Raw genomic sequence first — 14,992 nt, 5'->3', positions numbered from 1 at the left:
ACGATGACCACCACCAGCAGCAGACCGTTGCCCGAGGCGCCGAACCGGATCGAACTGGCGATCGGGGGGATGACCTGCGCCGCGTGCGCCGCGCGGGTCGAGAAGAAGCTCAACCGCATGGACGGGGTGAGCGCCACCGTCAACTACGCCACCGAGAAGGCGACCGTCCGGTACGCCGACGACGTCACCCCGGACGACCTGATCGAGACCGTCCAGAAGACCGGCTACACGGCGGCCCTGCCGACGCCGCCGACCGCCGAGCCGCCGGTGCAGGATCCGCTGCGCGGTCCGCGTACCCGGCTGTGGGTCTCGGCGGTCCTGAGCGTGCCGGTGGTCCTGCTGGCCATGGTGCCGCCCTGGCAGTTCGACTACTGGCAGTGGCTCTCGCTGACGCTGGCCGCCCCGGTGGTCGTCTGGGGTGGGCTGCCGTTCCACCGCGCGGCCTGGACCAACCTGCGGCACGGCGCGGCCACCATGGACACGCTGGTCTCGCTCGGCACGCTCGCCGCGTTCGGGTGGTCGCTCTGGGCGCTCTTCCTCGGTGACGCCGGCATGCCCGGGATGACGCACCCGTTTCGCTTCGCCATCACCCGCGGCGACGGCGCCGGCAACATCTACCTGGAGGCCGCCGCCGGGGTCACGGTGTTCATCCTGGCCGGTCGCTACTTCGAGGCCCGGTCCAAGCGGACCGCCGGCGCGGCCCTGCGCGCCCTTCTCGACCTCGGCGCGAAGGAGGTGGCGGTGCTGCGGGACGGGGTCGAGACCCGGGTACCGGTGGACCGGCTCGCCGTCGGTGACCGGTTCGTGGTCCGCCCCGGCGAGAAGATCGCCACCGACGGTGTCGTCGACGAGGGTACGTCCGCCGTGGACGCGAGCATGCTGACCGGTGAGTCGGTGCCGGTCGAGGTCGGTCCGGGCGACGCCGTGGTCGGCGCGACGATCAACGCGGGCGGCCGGCTGATCGTCACCGCCACCCGGGTCGGCGCGGACACGCAGCTCGCCCGGATGGCCGACCTGGTCGAGCAGGCGCAGAGCGGCAAGGCGGCGGTGCAGCGGTTGGCCGACCGGATCTCCGGGGTGTTCGTGCCGATCGTCATAGCCCTGGCCGTGGGCACCCTCGGCTGGTGGCTCGGCGCCGGGGCCGGTCCGACGGCCGCGTTCACCGCCGCCGTGGCTGTGCTGATCATCGCCTGCCCGTGCGCCCTGGGTCTGGCCACGCCGACCGCGCTGCTCGTCGGCACCGGTCGTGGGGCCCAGCTCGGCGTGTTGATCAAGGGGCCGGAGGTGCTGGAGTCGACCCGCCGGGTGGACACCGTCGTGCTGGACAAGACCGGCACCGTGACGACCGGTCGGATGACCCTGGTGGGCGTGGCGCCGGCCAGTGGCGAGGACCGCGCGGAGCTGCTCCGGCTCGCCGGTGCGGTGGAGGCCGCCTCGGAGCATCCGATCGCCCGGGCCGTCGCCGTGGCCGCCGCCGAAGCGGGCGAGCTGCCCCCGGTGACCGGCTTCGCCAACCTCGAAGGGCTGGGCGTGACCGGCAGGGTCGAGGAGCGGGTCGTGCTGCTCGGCCGGGTCCGGCTGCTGCGCGAACGCGGTGTCGACGTACCGCCGGAGATCGAGTGGGCCGTGCGGGACGCCGAGGCCGCCGGGCGTACGGCGATCGTCGCGGGCTGGGACGGGCGGGCCCGGGGTGTGCTCGCGGTCGCCGACGTGGTCCGGCCGACGAGCCGGGCGGCCGTGGCGCGGCTGCGTGCCCTGGGGCTCACACCGGTCCTGTTGACCGGCGACAACACCACCGTGGCCCGGGCGGTCGCCGCCGAGGTGGGCGTGGACGAGGTGATCGCCGAGGTGCTGCCGGCCGGCAAGGTCGACGTGGTCAAGCGGCTCCAGGCGCATGGGCGCTCGGTGGCGATGGTCGGTGACGGCGTCAACGACGCGCCCGCGCTGGCCCAGGCCGACCTGGGGCTCGCCATGGGCACCGGCACCGACGTGGCGATCGAGGCGTCCGACCTGACCCTCGTCCGGGGTGACCTGGACGCCGCGGTGGACGCCATCCGGTTGTCCCGGCGCACGCTCGGCATCATCCGGGGCAACCTGTTCTGGGCGTTCGGCTACAACGTGGCGGCCCTGCCGCTGGCCGCCGCCGGGCTGCTCAACCCGATGATCGCGGGCGCCACCATGGCGTTCTCGTCGGTCTTCGTGGTGGCCAACAGCCTGCGGCTGCGCCGCTTCCGTTCGGCCGCTGGCGAACTGTGACGACCGCGATGGTTGGACCGGTCACGACGGGGGTACGTCTGAGTTCGTAGCGACGCTTGCGATGGAGGTTGGCAATGGGATTCGACGACAAGGTCAATAACGCCACCGAGGACGCGGCCGGCAAGCTGAAGGAAGGCGCCGGTCGGGCCACCGACAACGAGCAGCTCGAGGCCGAGGGTCGCGCCGACCAGTCCACGGCCAAGCTCAAGCAGGCCGGCGAGAAGATCAAGGACGCCTTCAAGAGCTGACGTACGACGTAGTCCGCACGCCGGGCCGGTGATCATCACCGACCCGGCGTGCTGTCGTGTCCGGGGTGCCGAACCCTGAGATCCCCCTGATTCCGTCTCCGTGCCGCGCCGCAGTGTCGCCATACCTGCTAACTTCTGTTGGCATGTGCAAGGGCTGGTTATGAGCGCGGCTTCGCCGCCGACCGGCGACGACCTGGTCCGGGTGCTGGCCACGCTGGCCAACCCGCACCGGCTGCGGGTCGTCGCCGCGTTGGCCCGCGAGCGCGCGTACGTCAGTGGGCTGGCCCGGCAACTGGGCATCAGCCGCGCGCTGTTGCAGGTCCACCTACGGAAGCTGGCGGCGGCCGGACTGGTCACCGCCCGCATGGAGTTGTCGGAGGACGGGAAGGCCATGAACTACTACGAGGTGGAGCCATTCGTGCTCACACTCACCCCCCAGGTCATCGCGGCGGCGATCGAGACGCTCACCGTGCCCGACTCGGGCGAGCAGCCGGAGGAGCGGTCATGAGCGAGCACGACTGGACCGAGGTGGTCGGCGCGTTCGGCGTGTTCGCGCTGCTGATCAGCGTGTTCACCGTGACAGTCGTGCAGCTCGCCAAGACCCGGCGGGCCCGGTACGAGGCGAACCGCGCGGACGACTACCGCAAGCTCGCCGAGACCGCCGCGCAGGCGCAGGCGGAGAACGCCCGACTGCTCGCCGCGATGGACGGCCGGCTGAGCGGGATGGAGACCCGGATGACCACGCTCGAACGCGTCCTGCGCGAGGTCGACTGATGCTGCGCGTACGCAAATCCGGAGTCGGCTGGGCGGTGGCCCTGGCCCTCACAGCCGCCGGCCTGACCCCGGCGAGCCCGGCCGTCGCCCGACCCACCATCGACTGGCACCCCTGCGCCGAGGACGCCCCCGAGGAGGAGCCGCCCGTCGCGGAGGCCCCGGCCGAGTGCGGCACCCTGTCGCTGCCGGTCGACTGGAACCGACCACGGGGGGAACGCTTCGAACTGGCGTTGGCCCGCCGGGTCGCCACCGACCCGACCGCCCGACAGGGCACGCTGGTCTTCGGTCCGGGCGGGCCCGGCGACAGCGGCGTCGACCGGGTGGTGAACGGTAGTTCCCGGTTCAGTGCCGACCTGCGCCGCCGGTTCGACATCGTCAGCTTCGACCCGCGCGGCATCGGCGGCAGTCACCCGGTGCGCTGCTCCCGCGACCTGCTCGTCCGGCAGCCCCAGGTGATCGCCGACCAGGCACAGTTCGACGCCACCCTGGCCACCAACGCGCTGCTGCGCGCCGACTGCCGGGCCCGGACCGGCGCGCTCTACGACCACGTGGACACGACAAGCGCCGCCCGTGACCTGGACGCGGTCCGTGCCGCGCTCGGCGAACGGCAGCTCACCTTCCACGGCAGCTCGTACGGCACGCTGCTGGGCGAGCGGTACGCCGAGTTGTTCCCCGACCGGGTGCGGGCCATGGTGCTGGAGGCCGCGATGGACCACAGCCTCGACACCCGCGCCTTCCTCGACACCCAGGCCGTCGCCGCCGAGGACGCGTTCGACGAGTTCCTCGACTGGTGTGACCGGTCCGCCGACTGCGTGCTGCGTGGTCGGGACGTACGGGCGATCTGGGCCGGGCTGCACGACCGGGCCGAGCGCGGGACGCTTACCGACCCGGACCGGTCGGGCGCCCCGCTCGCCCCCTTCGAGTTGAGCCGCCTCGCCCACAAGGGGCTCTACGAGACCGACCGGTGGCCGGGGCTCGCCCAGTGGATCGACAAGCTGGCGGGTGCCCCGACGCCGGGCGTCACCACGTTGGCGGACGACGCCGTGGTCCCGTACCCCTTCGCGGTCTTCTGCCAGGACTGGAGCCTGCCGGTCCGCGACTACCGCGAGTACGACGCGCATCTGCGCCGCAGCTCCCGGCTCGCGCCCGACCTGCGCTACCCGCCGGCGCTGTTCGCGCTGGTCACCTGCCTGGGCACCCCGACGCCGGTCGCCAACCCGCAGCACCGGCTGCGGGTACGCACCGACCTGCCGGTGCTGATCGCCGCCACCGTGCACGATCCGGCGAGCGGCTACGCCTGGGCCCGCGCGGTGGCCCGGCAGTTGGGTCGGCACGGGGTACTGCTCACCTACCAGGGCTGGGGGCACGGCAGCTACACCACCAGTCCGTGCGTGGGTCGGGCCGTCGATGCGTACCTGATCGATCAGGTCGTACCCGCCCGGGGCGCGAGCTGCCCGGCGGTCGACCTCTGACGGGCGGGCGGCGCGGCGGTCACCGCCGCGCCGCCACTCGGGCGGCGCGCAGCTCCAGGTAGCGCTGCTCGGGCAGGCTCGTGGTGCCGCGCGCCGCCGCCAGGTACGCCTCCCGCGCCGCCGCCGGCTCGCCGGCCAGCTCCAGCAGGTGCGCCCGGACGGCCGCGAGCCGGTGGTGTCCGGCCGTACGCTCGTCGGCGTCCAACGGGGTGAGCAGGGCGAGCCCGGCCCGGGGCCCGTCCACCATGGCCACCGCGACCGCCTGGTTGAGCGTGACCAGCGGGTTCGGGGCGATCCGGCCCAGCAGCCGGTAGAGCGCGGCGATCTGCCGCCAGTCCGTCTCCGCCGCCGTCGCCGCCTCGGCGTGCACGGCGGCGATGGCGGCCTGGAGCTGGTACGGGCCGGGCGGCGACCAGGTCAACGCCTCGGTGATCAGTGCGACCCCCTCCGCGATGGCGGCGCCGTCCCAGCGGGAACGGTCCTGTTCCGTCAGCGGCACCAGCTCCCCGTCCGCGCCCACCCGGGCCGCCCGGTGCGCGTCGGTGAGCAGCATGAGCGCCAGCAGCCCGGTGACCTCGCCGTCGTCGGGCAGCAGCCCGTGCAGGACGCGGCCCAACCGGATCGCCTCGGCCGTCAGCTCGGCCCGGTGCAGGTCCGGCCCGCTGGACGCCGTGTACCCCTCGTTGAAGATCAGGTAGAGCACCCGCAGCACCGTTCGCAGCCGCTCCTCCCGCTCGGCCGGTCCGGGCATGGCGAACCGCGCGCCGGCCGCCTCGATCCGCTGCTTGGCCCGCCGGATGCGCTGGCTCATGGTCGCCTCCGGCACCAGGTGCGCCCGGGCGATCTGGGCCGTGCTGAGGCCGCCCACCGCGCGCAGCGTGAGCGCCACCTGCGCCGAGGGGGCCAGCGCCGGATGACAGCAGAGGAACAGCAGGGTCAGCGTGTCGTCCGCGTCCGGCACCGCCGGCTGGGCGTCCGCCGGAGGCGCCACCTGGGCGTACGCCGGCTCGCGCAGCGCCACCGCGACCTCGCGCTGCCGGCGGGCGCTCTCGCTGCGCCACTCGTCGGTGAGCCGGCGGGTCGCCACGGTGAGCAGCCAGCCGCGCGGGTTGTCCGGTACGCCCTGCCCGGGCCACTGCGTCGCGGCGGCCAACAGCGCCTCCTGGACCGCGTCCTCGCACCTGTCGAACTGGCCGTGCCGGCGGACCAGCAGGCCGAGGACCTGCGGCGCGAGGGTGCGCAGCAGGTCCTCGACCGTCCGGTCGTCGGTCACATCTCCGTCCCGGCCTCGTCCATGATCGGGCGAACCTCCATCGCGCCGCCGAAGCGCACGTCCGGCCAGCGGGCGGCGATCTCGGCGGCCCGCTGCGGGCTGTCGCAGTCCACAGCCAGGTAGCCGGCGAACTGCTCCTTGCTCTCCATGAACGGCCCGTCGACGACCTCGGGGTGACCGCCGGCCAGCCGGACCGTCTGCGTCTGCGACGGGTCGGCCAGCGCCTGGCCGCCGATCAGCTCACCGGTCTCGGTCAGCTCCTTCATGATCTCGTCGACCTCGCCAAACAGGGCGGTGCGGTCCTCTTCGGTCAGGCTTTCGGTGAAGCCGGGCCGGTTCCAGATCAGCAACATGTACTTCACGGGGATGCTCCTCGGTTCCTGGTCGCGCCCCGGCTGGGGTGCGGCTCACCGGAGGGTCGGAGCCGTCACCCCGTTCCCTACCGCGTACCGAAGAAAATCGCAGAAACGTCCGGCCGTGGCGTTCCCACGCCGGGCGGATCAGGGTCGGCCCGGCACCTGCCGAGGCTTGGAGCCGCCGCCGACGTCCAGGGATGCCCGATCGGCGGCCGACGTGCCGGACGACCAGCCCTCGGCGTCGCGCACGCTGAGCCGGTGCCGGGTCACGCCGGGGAACAGCGTCTCCAGTCGCTCCCGGACCGCCTCGCCCCGCGCGGCGAGCACCGGCAACAGCCGATCCGCCCCGGCTTCCGTCTGCCCCGCCGCCTCGGTCGCCGCGTCGGTGGCCGTGCGCAGCCGCTCCCCGATCCGCAGCGCGAACGCGTTGAGGAAGGACTCGTCCCACACCTTCGTCCGGCGGCCCGACCCGGGCCGGCGCTCGGCACGCCCGCGCAGCATCGCGGCCGTCGCCTGCACCAACAGCGACGTGTAGAGCAGCTCCACCGCCACGAGGTCCGCCGGCCACCCAAGCACGGTGGTGAAGCCGAGGTCGTCGGACCAGATCGCCTCGCACCGGTTCGCCGCCGCCACCTCCTGCACGAGCAGCGCCTTCGCCCCGGCGTACGGCGTCTCGACGCCCAGGCGCACCCCGCTCGGCACGTCGCCCCGCTCGGTGCCGGCGGCCAGCAGCGCCTCGTCGATGCTGTGCCGGGCGATCAGCTCCTGCGCCTTGCCGGTCAACGCCTCCGCCTCGGCCGGGAAGGTGGTCGACTCCGCCTTCGCCAACAGCGCGCGTACCCGGTCCAGCATCGGCGACCCGCTGCGGGCCGCACCGGCGGCGCGGGGGAGCGCCGTTCCGGCCGAGCCCGGCGGCGGGCGCAGCACCGCGATCGGCGGCAGGCTCTCCACCAGCGCGAGTACGTCGACCGCCGTGCGCAGCGCGTCGACCCGGTCCAGCCCTTCAGCGCGGGTCCAGTCGGCCACCAGATCCTCCGGGCCGACGTCCCGGCCGGCCTTCGAGCCCTGGCCGGCGTCCCGGCCCCGGCTGGCCTTCGAGCCCTGGCTGACGCTTGAGCCCTGGCCTGCCGCCTCCCGGTCCTGGGCGGCGAGCACGCGGAGCTGGTCGTCCCACCAGGCGGGGACCGGCTCGGCCTGCTCGCGTCGCTGCGCGGCCAGCGCGTCGCGGACCAGTCGGGCCGCGCCGGCGTCGAGCCGACGCCTGACGATCCGGTGTACGTCGACCGGCTGCCAGCCGCGCGGCCAGAGCCGCCCGAGGCCACGGACCAACCGTCGGGCCAGGGCGGCGTCCACCGCCGTCGCGCCGTCCGCCGTCCCGGTGCCGACCATCAGTCGGTCGAGCTGCCGTTCGGTCTGTCGTACGTCGGTGCCACGCACCGCCGCCAGCGCCTCGGCGACGAGGTCCTCCGCGTCCGGCACCGGCACCTCCTCGGCCCAGGCGGCCCACCGCGACCCGCCCCCACCATGATCATGCCGTCCCCCACCCAAGACACCCAAAACAGGAAGGTCGACCCCGCCCGTTAGGCGGTGATCAAGAGGTTTGCGTCACGGTGCGGCCGTCTTCTGACGCCAACCTCTTGATCAACGTTGTGGCGGGGTGGCCGCCAGTGCGGCCGACAGGCGGCGGAGGAACGCGCGGATGTCGTCCTCGCTGTGGTGCGTCTCGGCCTGGTCGTTGAGCGGGCCCGAACAGCGCAGCGCCTGATCGATCGCGTCCCGCGTCTCGGCCCGGTCGCCCGGGTAGCTCCCGGCGTCCACCCCGTCGGCGACCCGGGTCACCACCGCGTCGTCGAGCGCGCTGTCGAATTGGACCCCGTACAGGATCCCGTTGACGTGGCCCTTCCAACTGTCCGTACCCATGCGCTGACTCCCCCCGGACCGTCGGTGCACGACCGTATCAACGCGACACCGGCACGGCTGTCCCGCCGGCTACGACCAGGCGGTCAGGATCTCCTCGACCGGCGACACGTCCCGCTCCGGATCGGGCGCCGGGATCGGCGGGCCCGTCGGCGTACGGTCGAAGCGCGGCGCCGGTGCCGGTTGCACCTCGCCGTCCACCTCGACGAACGTCCCCCGGGCCGCGTTGTGCGGGTGCCGGTGCGCGTCGCCGGGAGCGAGCACCGGGGCGACGCAGGCATCCCGGTCGGCGAAGATCGCCGTCCACTCGTCCCGCGTCCGCTCGGCGAACCGCTCGGTGAATCGCCTGCGCAGCTCGTCCCAGCCGCTCGGGTCGTACTGGTTGGGCAGGTCCGCGTCGGCGAGGCCGAGACCGGCCAGCAGTTCGCCGTAGAAGGCCGGTTCCAGCGCCCCGACGGCCATGAAGCCACCGTCGGCCGTGGCGTACGTGTCGTAGAAGGGCGCTCCTCCGTCGAGCAGGTTCCGCCCCCGCGGGGCCGCCCACAGGCCGGTGCCGAGCAGCCCGTGCAGGAACGAAGTGAGCAGCGCCGAACCGTCGACCATGGCCGCGTCGACGACCTGGCCGAGGCCCGAGCGCTCCCGTTCGAGCAGCGCGGCCAACACGCCCACGGCCAGCAGCATGCCGCCACCGGCGAAGTCGCCGATCAGGTTCAACGGCGCGTGCGGGCGCTCACCGGCCCGGCCCAACGGTTCCAGCGCTCCGGCGACCGCGATGTAGTCGATGTCGTGGCCGGCCCGGGCGGCCAGCGGGCCGTCCTGGCCCCAGCCGGTCATTCGCGCGTACACCAGCCGGGGGTTGCGTTCCCGGCAGACGTCCGGGCCGAAGCCGAGGCGCTCGGCGACCCCCGGCCGGTACGCCTCGACCAGCACGTCCGCCCGCTCGACGAGGCGCAGCAGGTCCGCCACACCGGTCGGGGACTTCAGGTCCAGCGCGGTCAGCCGCCGGCCGCGCTGCAACGGTCCTCCGCTCGGCGCGGCCAGCCGACCGGCGCCCGGGCCACCCGGCCGGTCGACGCGCACCACGTCCGCCCCGAGGTCGGCCAGCACCATGCAGCCGAACGGCGCCGGCGCGAGACTGGCCAGCTCGACCACCCGTACGCCGGCCAGCGGTCCACCCCGCGACGATCCGTGCGTGCCGCGCGTGAACGCCTCAGAGGGCACGAGCGATCAGCTCCTTCATGATCTCGTTGGTGCCGCCGTAGATCTTCTGTACCCGGGCGTCGGCGTACATGCGGGCGATCGGGTACTCCGTCGTGTAGCCGTACCCGCCGAAGACCTGGAGGCACCGGTCGACGACCTCGCACTGCCCGTCGGTGAGCCACGACTTGGCCATCGCGGCCGTCGCCACGTCCAGGTCGCCACGCGTGTGCCGGACGACGCAGTCGTCCAGGAAGACCCGACTGACCCGGGTACGCGTCGCGCACTCCGCGAGCACCATCCGGGTGTTCTGGTGGCCCATCAGCGGCTTGCCGAAGGCGGTGCGCTCCTTGGCGTACGCGACGGTCAGCGCCACCGCCCGTTCCATGGCCGCCACCGCGCCGACGCCGATGACCAGGCGCTCCTGTGGAAGCTGCTGCATCATCTGGACGAAGCCCAGCCCCTCGACGCCGCCGAGCAGGTTGGCCGCCGGCACCCGGAACTCGTCGAAGAACAGCTCGGCCGTGTCGTTGGCGTGCAACCCGATCTTGGACAGCAGCCGGCCGCGACGGAACCCCTCCGGGTCCCCGCCCACCTCGCAGACCAGCAGTGAGATGCCGGCCGCCCGCTGCTCGGGGTCGGTCTTGACCGCCACGATGACCAGGTCGGCCAGACCGCCGTTGGTGATGAACGTCTTCGCGCCGCTGACCAGGTAGTCGTCGCCGTCGCGGACCGCCCGCGTCCGCATCGCCTGAAGGTCCGAGCCGCCGTCCGGCTCGGTCATCGCGATCGCGCCCACCAGCTCACCGCTGCACAGGCCGGGCAGCCACCGCCGCTTCTGCTCCTCGCTGCCGTACGCCACGAGGTAGCCGGTGACGATGCCACTGTGTACGGCCAACCCGAGGCTGCCCTCTCCGGCGTACGCCTGCTCGTGCAGCACCACGGCCTCGTGGGTGAAGTCGCCGCCCCCGCCGCTGTACTCCTCGGGCACGGACAGGCCGAGCAGCCCCAGCGCACCGGCCCGCCGGTAGTGCTCGCGGTCCGGGTGCCCCTGTGTCGACAGGCGTTCGGTGTGCGGCAGCACGTCCTTGCTGAAGAAGGTGCGGGCCAGCTCGGCGAGGTCGTCGTGTTCCGGTTCGCGCCAGGGCGAGGGGGAGCCGTCCGGGGTGGGCATGTGCACCACCCTCGCGCCCTGTTGGCAGCATGTCAATAAGCCCGCGACGCCTTGATCGACTCATGTTCCGTGAAGTCGGGCCGTCCACCCGAGCGGGACACCCCGCCTTGCAGGACGTCGAGTCGGGGCGAGAATCGTGCCATGAGAGCAACGCCGCCCCTGCTCGACGGAGCCCGGGTCACGCTGTTCGCCAACCTCGCGCCGGGGCAGTCGCCGACCGGGGCGACGCGGCACTCCGTCAGCAACTTCGCGGAGGTCGTCGCCCATCTGGCGATCGCCCGCTACGAGGGGACCGACGCGGAGTTCTACCTCTTTTACTGCGCGGACGACTGGCAGGTCGTCACGGACACCTGCCATCCCACGCAGGCGGAAGCTGTCGCGCAGGCGGTCCGCGAGTTCGGAGACGTGACGTTCACCCGGCTGGTGACGGAGGGCGGCTGAGCCCGCCCGCGGCGGCCTCCGGGACGTCCGCAGAGCGTGATCCACTCCGGATCGGCGATGTGGCGGTATTCCGGCGATCGGACGCGCCCAGATCGGCGATCTCGTGTGGATCACGCCAAACAGGTGCTACTCGGCCTCGTCGCCGTCCGTGGGGCGCGGCGGGCGGTGCTCGGCGATCCACGCCTCCACATCAGCCCGCAGCCAGACCGTGGTCCCGTGCAGCCTCTGAAACGGCGCGGGGAAGGTCGGGTAACGGATGAGCTGGCGCATGCGGGTCCGGCTCACGCCGAGCAGGTCTTGCAGCTCGTGTGGACCGACCAGCGGACCCGGAACTCCACCCATTACCTGACGGTAGGGCGATCAGGTATGCCAAATTAGGTCTACCTACTTGAGCAGCCCTTTCGAATGGGTGAGGGTGAACCTGGTGGTCCGAGAAGCGATCGGGCGTATGGGCGCGGTGCGGCGAGAGGCGGGCGTGGTGGATCAGGCGACGGAGTTGGCGTGGTTGCGGGAGCGGGTCGGGGGACTGGAGACGGCGTTGCACTGCGCGCGGCGGGAGTTGTTCGACCTGCGGTGTCGGCTGGCGTTGATCGGCCGGGTGGTGCAGGACGTCGACCGGGTGCAGCGCGCCCCGGGAGTCGCGGTCGGGGCGATCAACGCGGCGCTCTACTCCGAGACGTCCAACCTGCGGCACCTCGGCCGACACCTGGTCCGCCGTCGACGGCTCCAGTGATCACTTGATGCTGACCAGTCGCCGGGAACGCCCGCCGAACTGGTGAGCATCAGGTGATCACTGCCGGGAACGAGCGCGCCCCACCGCCTCCGCCGGGCGTCGGGGGAGACGGAGTCGAGACGGAGACGGTGGGGCGCGGGTCACCTAGTGGGGGTGCTTCGGCGGCGTCGGGAACTGCCTCAGCAGCACCGCCACCTCCTGGCGGAGCTTGCCGAGGTAGGGGTGGAAGGCGTCGCCGGGGCACTCGGTCGGATCGGCCCCGATGGTCGCCCAGTCCCGGTGGCCGGAGATGACGTCGACAGTGCCGCTCGCCCCGCTGACCGGGTTGACGTAGTTGGTCTTGGCGCCGGGGGCGAGCCGACCGGCGGCGGCGAGGCCCGCCAGGACGAACACCAACGACCGGTGCGCGGCGGCGCTGGGCTGGCGGGACGTGAACCGGCCCAGCAGGCAGATGCCGATGTTGCCGGCGTTGTAGCCGCCGACGTGCGCCGCGTTGACCATGAGCGGCCGGCCGTCGCTGCCGAGGCCCGGCCCGTACACCGGGAGGGGTCCCGGGTCGGAGTAGCGGCCCTCGTAGATCCGCCCCGCCTCGTCGATCAGCAGGTGGTAGCCGATATCACCGAACTCCTGAAGGACACACTGGTCGTAGTAGATGGCACGGACCGTCGCGGCCGGGTCCGGGTCCTCGTTGTGCTCGTACACGCCGCTGTGGTGGACGGTCAGCGTCTGCACCGGAAAGAACTCGGCCGGCCACAGTTCGCTGCCGTCGTCGGCGAGGCGCAGTGACTCGTCCGCGCCCCACCGGGATCGGGGCAGGTACGTCGGCAGCCGGCCACCTCGCGGAACCGGAAGGCTGTTCGTTCGCGGGTTGGCGATCGTCCGCCGGGGCCCGTCGACCATCTTCAGCTCGGCGACGGTGGCGTCGGAGCCGTCGGCGGTCTGCACCTCGTACGCGGTCGCGCCGTTGGCGACCACGACGTTCGAGCGGGCCGCTGACCGGCCGCCGTCCCGGCCGTTCTGGCACGCGTCCAGCTCCTGCCAGTCGCTCCACCCCTTGCCGGTGCGCAGGCGTACCGCCGCCGAGGGGCCGCCGTGCCGGATGGACAGGTGGGTCAGCGGGATGGCCGGCGAGGTCACCACCGTCCTGCTCATCAGGCGACCGCGCCGGGCGGCCAGCGGAGATGTCACCTCGGTGGAGGTGGCCGGTGCTGCCGTCGCGGAGCCGGCGAACGTGCCGGCGGCCGACAGGCCCACCGCCGCGCCGGCCGCGCCGGAGAGGACTCGACGTCGAGAAACCACAGTGGTGCTCCCTTGCTTGGTGCGCCAGGCGTCAGCCGGTATGCCAGCCGTCGGCCCGGGCCGTGGTGCCCTGGCGAGCCCTGCGGACACATCGCCAGGATGGGGCACTACAGAGGCTAAACCGGCACTCTGGACTTTCGGTTTATTGCCAGTGAAGAGCCGCGCGAACTCGTTACCTAGCGTGATCATGGCGAGAGCGTGGCTGGCCGGGCGCTGCCGCTAGGGTCGGGAAGATGAGTGTCGAGACCGCTCCCCGCCGTCGCCGGTTGGAGCCGGACGCCCGGCGCGGCCAGATCCTGGCCTGCGCGGTCCGCCTGTTCGGCGAGCAGCCGTACGTCGACGTGTCGACCACCGACGTGGCCCGGGAGGCGGGCGTCGCACGGGGGCTGGTCAACCACTACTTCGGCACCAAGAAGGACCTCTACCTGGAGGTTGTCCGGGTCATGGTGACCATTCCGGAGGTCGCCCTCGAACGGCTGCCCAAGGGTGATCTGCGGACCCGGGTCGACGCCAGCGTCTCGTGGTTCCTCGACGTGGTGTCCCGGCACAGCACCTCGTGGCTCGCGGCGGTCACGGCCCGGGGGATGGGCGGCGACGCCGACGTCGAGCGGGTGCTCGCCGAGGCCGAGGAGGTCGCCGCGGACCGGATGCTGGTCGCCGTCGGGCTGGCCGACGAGGCCAAGGACCACGAGGAATTGCGGGGAATGGTCCGGGCGTACTGCGGGCTGGCGACGTCCACCGCCCGGGAGTGGCTTCAGCGTGACGCGCTCACCCGCGCCCAGGTGCACCTGCTGCTCACCACCACGCTGCTGACGATCGTGGAGCAGATCATTCCGCAGGTCATCGCCGCCGACGAGCCGCTGCGCCCGGTCGACCCCCGCGCCTAGTCACCCGCCCCACAGCGGGCATGCCCCTGGGGGCGATGCCCCCGCCTCTCGTGCGGCGACCGTTCCCAGCTCAGGCCGCCCGGCGGTCGCCCGTCCGATCGGCGCGCGTGGCCCGACCGGTCCGCGCCGCCGGGGCGGCGTGCCGGTCGGCGGCCTGCGCGGGGTACGCCCCCGCGTTGACCACCCGCAGCGGCCGTTCGCCCTCGTCGGTGCCGAAGCGCCAGCGCGACGGCGTCGGCTGCCGCTGTGGGGCAGGCCCGCCGGGACGCAGTCCGGGGCGGGACAGCAGCACGGTGATCAGGTAACCGACCACCAGGAACCCGTGGCTGACCAGCCGCTCCCCGCTCACCGACCCGGTGGCCAGGTCGTTGACCGAGAGCAGCAGCAGGGTGCCGACGAACGCGCTGAGCATCGGCAGTAGACCCGCTGGTGGGCTGCGGCGTACCGCCACGAAGAGGAAGCCGGCCCCGACCGCGACGTTCCAGGCGGCCGACTCGTGCCACAGGTGCTGGCCCGAGGCGTGCAGGTGCTCCGCGGTCGCTCCCCGGCCCACCTGGGCGAGGCCGAGCACCAGTTGGACCGCGCCGAGCAGCCCGAGCGCCGCGCGCAGCCCGACGACCAGGGTGCCGCGTCCGGGCAGGTGGGGCCGCCACCGCGACCGGCGGGCCGCTGGCGCGTCGTCCGTCCCGGCGGTGGCAGCGCCGCCGATGGCGGCCATGATCGCTTCGGTCCGGTCGGGGACATCCGTGACCAATCGGGTACGAACGCGGCGCGTCACCGCCGCCGCCGTCGCGAACCAGGCCCGGCACGTGGCGCACTCGTCCAGGTGCCCCTGCGCCGCCGCGCGTTCGTCGGCGGTCTCCTCACCGTCCAGCTGCGCGGACAGGATCTCCCGCCACTGCTCACACCCCATGTGTGGGTAGTCGGTCCGGGCGTCGCTCCGGTTCCCGGCGGTCGTCACCCGT

General features: G+C 73.1%; 17 protein-coding genes. 8 read left to right on the top strand and 9 right to left on the bottom strand.

The features are described from left to right. The first annotated feature begins 3 nt into the window (after positions 1-3). The 5 genes from ABZ272_RS08015 to ABZ272_RS07995 all read left to right on the top strand — a co-directional run bounded on the left by ABZ272_RS08015 (position 4) and on the right by ABZ272_RS07995 (position 4,750). Positions 4-2,256: a heavy metal translocating P-type ATPase gene (locus tag ABZ272_RS08015; RefSeq protein ID WP_355049139.1), complete on the top strand. Its 2,253-nt coding sequence runs from the start codon at positions 4-6 to the stop codon at positions 2,254-2,256. Between the two features lie 74 nt (positions 2,257-2,330). After that, positions 2,331-2,504, top strand: a complete 174-nt coding sequence (locus ABZ272_RS08010) for a CsbD family protein (RefSeq protein WP_278150219.1) — start codon at positions 2,331-2,333, stop codon at positions 2,502-2,504. A 160-nt stretch (positions 2,505-2,664) separates the two neighbouring features. Continuing rightward, positions 2,665-3,012, top strand: coding sequence for a helix-turn-helix domain-containing protein (locus ABZ272_RS08005; RefSeq protein WP_355049138.1), 348 nt, complete (start codon positions 2,665-2,667; stop codon positions 3,010-3,012). Next, positions 3,009-3,278, top strand: a complete 270-nt coding sequence (locus tag ABZ272_RS08000; RefSeq protein ID WP_355049137.1) for a hypothetical protein — start codon at positions 3,009-3,011, stop codon at positions 3,276-3,278. The genes ABZ272_RS08005 and ABZ272_RS08000 overlap by 4 nt, the downstream gene beginning before the upstream one ends. Beyond that, entirely contained in the window at positions 3,278-4,750 is a 1,473-nt protein-coding gene (locus ABZ272_RS07995) for an alpha/beta hydrolase (protein WP_355049136.1), read from the top strand. The genes ABZ272_RS08000 and ABZ272_RS07995 overlap by 1 nt, the downstream gene beginning before the upstream one ends. A gap of 19 nt (positions 4,751-4,769) precedes the next feature. On the opposite strand, the gene ABZ272_RS07990 is transcribed toward ABZ272_RS07995, so the two are convergent. The 6 genes from ABZ272_RS07990 to ABZ272_RS07965 form a co-directional block, all read right to left on the bottom strand. Continuing rightward, entirely contained in the window at positions 4,770-6,023 is a 1,254-nt protein-coding gene (locus tag ABZ272_RS07990; protein WP_355049135.1) for a DUF6596 domain-containing protein, read from the bottom strand. Beyond that, positions 6,020-6,376 carry a YciI family protein gene (locus tag ABZ272_RS07985; RefSeq protein WP_355049324.1) on the bottom strand — a complete coding sequence of 119 codons (357 nt, stop codon included), beginning with the start codon at positions 6,374-6,376 and terminating at the stop codon, positions 6,020-6,022. Before ABZ272_RS07985 ends, ABZ272_RS07990 begins: the two co-directional genes overlap by 4 nt. A gap of 147 nt (positions 6,377-6,523) precedes the next feature. Further along, entirely contained in the window at positions 6,524-7,858 is a 1,335-nt protein-coding gene (locus ABZ272_RS07980) for a DUF2786 domain-containing protein (RefSeq protein ID WP_355049134.1), read from the bottom strand. 162 nt (positions 7,859-8,020) lie between these two features. Continuing rightward, a complete protein-coding gene (locus ABZ272_RS07975; protein ID WP_355049133.1) occupies positions 8,021-8,299 on the bottom strand; it encodes a hypothetical protein in 279 nt (92 codons plus the stop codon). Positions 8,300-8,368: 69 nt separating this feature from the next. Further along, positions 8,369-9,517: a CaiB/BaiF CoA-transferase family protein gene (locus ABZ272_RS07970; RefSeq protein WP_355049132.1), complete on the bottom strand. Its 1,149-nt coding sequence runs from the start codon at positions 9,515-9,517 to the stop codon at positions 8,369-8,371. Continuing rightward, positions 9,507-10,667 carry an acyl-CoA dehydrogenase family protein gene (locus ABZ272_RS07965; protein WP_355049131.1) on the bottom strand — a complete coding sequence of 387 codons (1,161 nt, stop codon included), beginning with the start codon at positions 10,665-10,667 and terminating at the stop codon, positions 9,507-9,509. The genes ABZ272_RS07970 and ABZ272_RS07965 overlap by 11 nt, the downstream gene beginning before the upstream one ends. Positions 10,668-10,808: 141 nt before the next feature. Here ABZ272_RS07965 and ABZ272_RS07960 point away from each other — a divergent pair, with 141 nt between their 5' ends. Continuing rightward, positions 10,809-11,108, top strand: coding sequence for a hypothetical protein (locus ABZ272_RS07960; protein ID WP_355049130.1), 300 nt, complete (start codon positions 10,809-10,811; stop codon positions 11,106-11,108). A gap of 126 nt (positions 11,109-11,234) precedes the next feature. On the opposite strand, the gene ABZ272_RS07955 is transcribed toward ABZ272_RS07960, so the two are convergent. Then, positions 11,235-11,450, bottom strand: coding sequence for a hypothetical protein (locus ABZ272_RS07955; protein ID WP_355049129.1), 216 nt, complete (start codon positions 11,448-11,450; stop codon positions 11,235-11,237). Positions 11,451-11,532: 82 nt separating this feature from the next. On the opposite strand from ABZ272_RS07955, the gene ABZ272_RS07950 reads away from it, so the two are divergent. Beyond that, positions 11,533-11,841 (top strand): hypothetical protein, encoded by a 309-nt coding sequence (locus ABZ272_RS07950; protein ID WP_355049128.1) that lies wholly within the window; start codon positions 11,533-11,535, stop codon positions 11,839-11,841. Between the two features lie 144 nt (positions 11,842-11,985). Here the strand turns inward: ABZ272_RS07950 and ABZ272_RS07945 are convergent, their stop codons facing one another. Further along, positions 11,986-13,140 carry a peptidoglycan recognition family protein gene (locus ABZ272_RS07945; RefSeq protein ID WP_355049127.1) on the bottom strand — a complete coding sequence of 385 codons (1,155 nt, stop codon included), beginning with the start codon at positions 13,138-13,140 and terminating at the stop codon, positions 11,986-11,988. Between the two features lie 233 nt (positions 13,141-13,373). Between ABZ272_RS07945 and ABZ272_RS07940 the strand changes: the two genes are divergently transcribed. Next, entirely contained in the window at positions 13,374-14,027 is a 654-nt protein-coding gene (locus ABZ272_RS07940; RefSeq protein WP_355049126.1) for a TetR/AcrR family transcriptional regulator, read from the top strand. 70 nt (positions 14,028-14,097) lie between these two features. Here the strand turns inward: ABZ272_RS07940 and ABZ272_RS07935 are convergent, their stop codons facing one another. Beyond that, positions 14,098-14,940, bottom strand: coding sequence for a zf-HC2 domain-containing protein (locus ABZ272_RS07935; RefSeq protein WP_355049125.1), 843 nt, complete (start codon positions 14,938-14,940; stop codon positions 14,098-14,100). Positions 14,941-14,992 lie beyond the last annotated feature (52 nt).

It is taken from the genome of Micromonospora sp. NPDC005979, assembly GCF_040614415.1.
Lineage (GTDB): Bacteria > Actinomycetota > Actinomycetes > Mycobacteriales > Micromonosporaceae > Micromonospora.
The sequence above is the reverse complement of the archived record's forward strand: the minus strand, read 5'-3'. Positions and strand labels throughout refer to the sequence as shown.

Bases quoted from the DNA above. Each gene is read 5' to 3' on its own strand.
- ABZ272_RS08000 (WP_355049137.1), top strand. From the start codon at position 3,009: ATGAGCGAGCACGACTGGACCGAGGTGGTCGGCGCGTTCGGCGTGTTC.
- ABZ272_RS07985 (WP_355049324.1), bottom strand. From the start codon at position 6,376: ATGTTGCTGATCTGGAACCGGCCCGGCTTCACCGAAAGCCTGACCGAA.
- ABZ272_RS07955 (WP_355049129.1), bottom strand. From the start codon at position 11,450: ATGGGTGGAGTTCCGGGTCCGCTGGTCGGTCCACACGAGCTGCAAGAC.
- ABZ272_RS07975 (WP_355049133.1), bottom strand. From the start codon at position 8,299: ATGGGTACGGACAGTTGGAAGGGCCACGTCAACGGGATCCTGTACGGG.
- ABZ272_RS07940 (WP_355049126.1), top strand. From the start codon at position 13,374: ATGAGTGTCGAGACCGCTCCCCGCCGTCGCCGGTTGGAGCCGGACGCC.
- ABZ272_RS07960 (WP_355049130.1), top strand. From the start codon at position 10,809: ATGAGAGCAACGCCGCCCCTGCTCGACGGAGCCCGGGTCACGCTGTTC.
- ABZ272_RS07995 (WP_355049136.1), top strand. From the start codon at position 3,278: ATGCTGCGCGTACGCAAATCCGGAGTCGGCTGGGCGGTGGCCCTGGCC.
- ABZ272_RS07935 (WP_355049125.1), bottom strand. From the start codon at position 14,940: ATGGGGTGTGAGCAGTGGCGGGAGATCCTGTCCGCGCAGCTGGACGGT.
- ABZ272_RS08005 (WP_355049138.1), top strand. From the start codon at position 2,665: ATGAGCGCGGCTTCGCCGCCGACCGGCGACGACCTGGTCCGGGTGCTG.
- ABZ272_RS07965 (WP_355049131.1), bottom strand. From the start codon at position 10,667: ATGCCCACCCCGGACGGCTCCCCCTCGCCCTGGCGCGAACCGGAACAC.
- ABZ272_RS08010 (WP_278150219.1), top strand. From the start codon at position 2,331: ATGGGATTCGACGACAAGGTCAATAACGCCACCGAGGACGCGGCCGGC.
- ABZ272_RS08015 (WP_355049139.1), top strand. From the start codon at position 4: ATGACCACCACCAGCAGCAGACCGTTGCCCGAGGCGCCGAACCGGATC.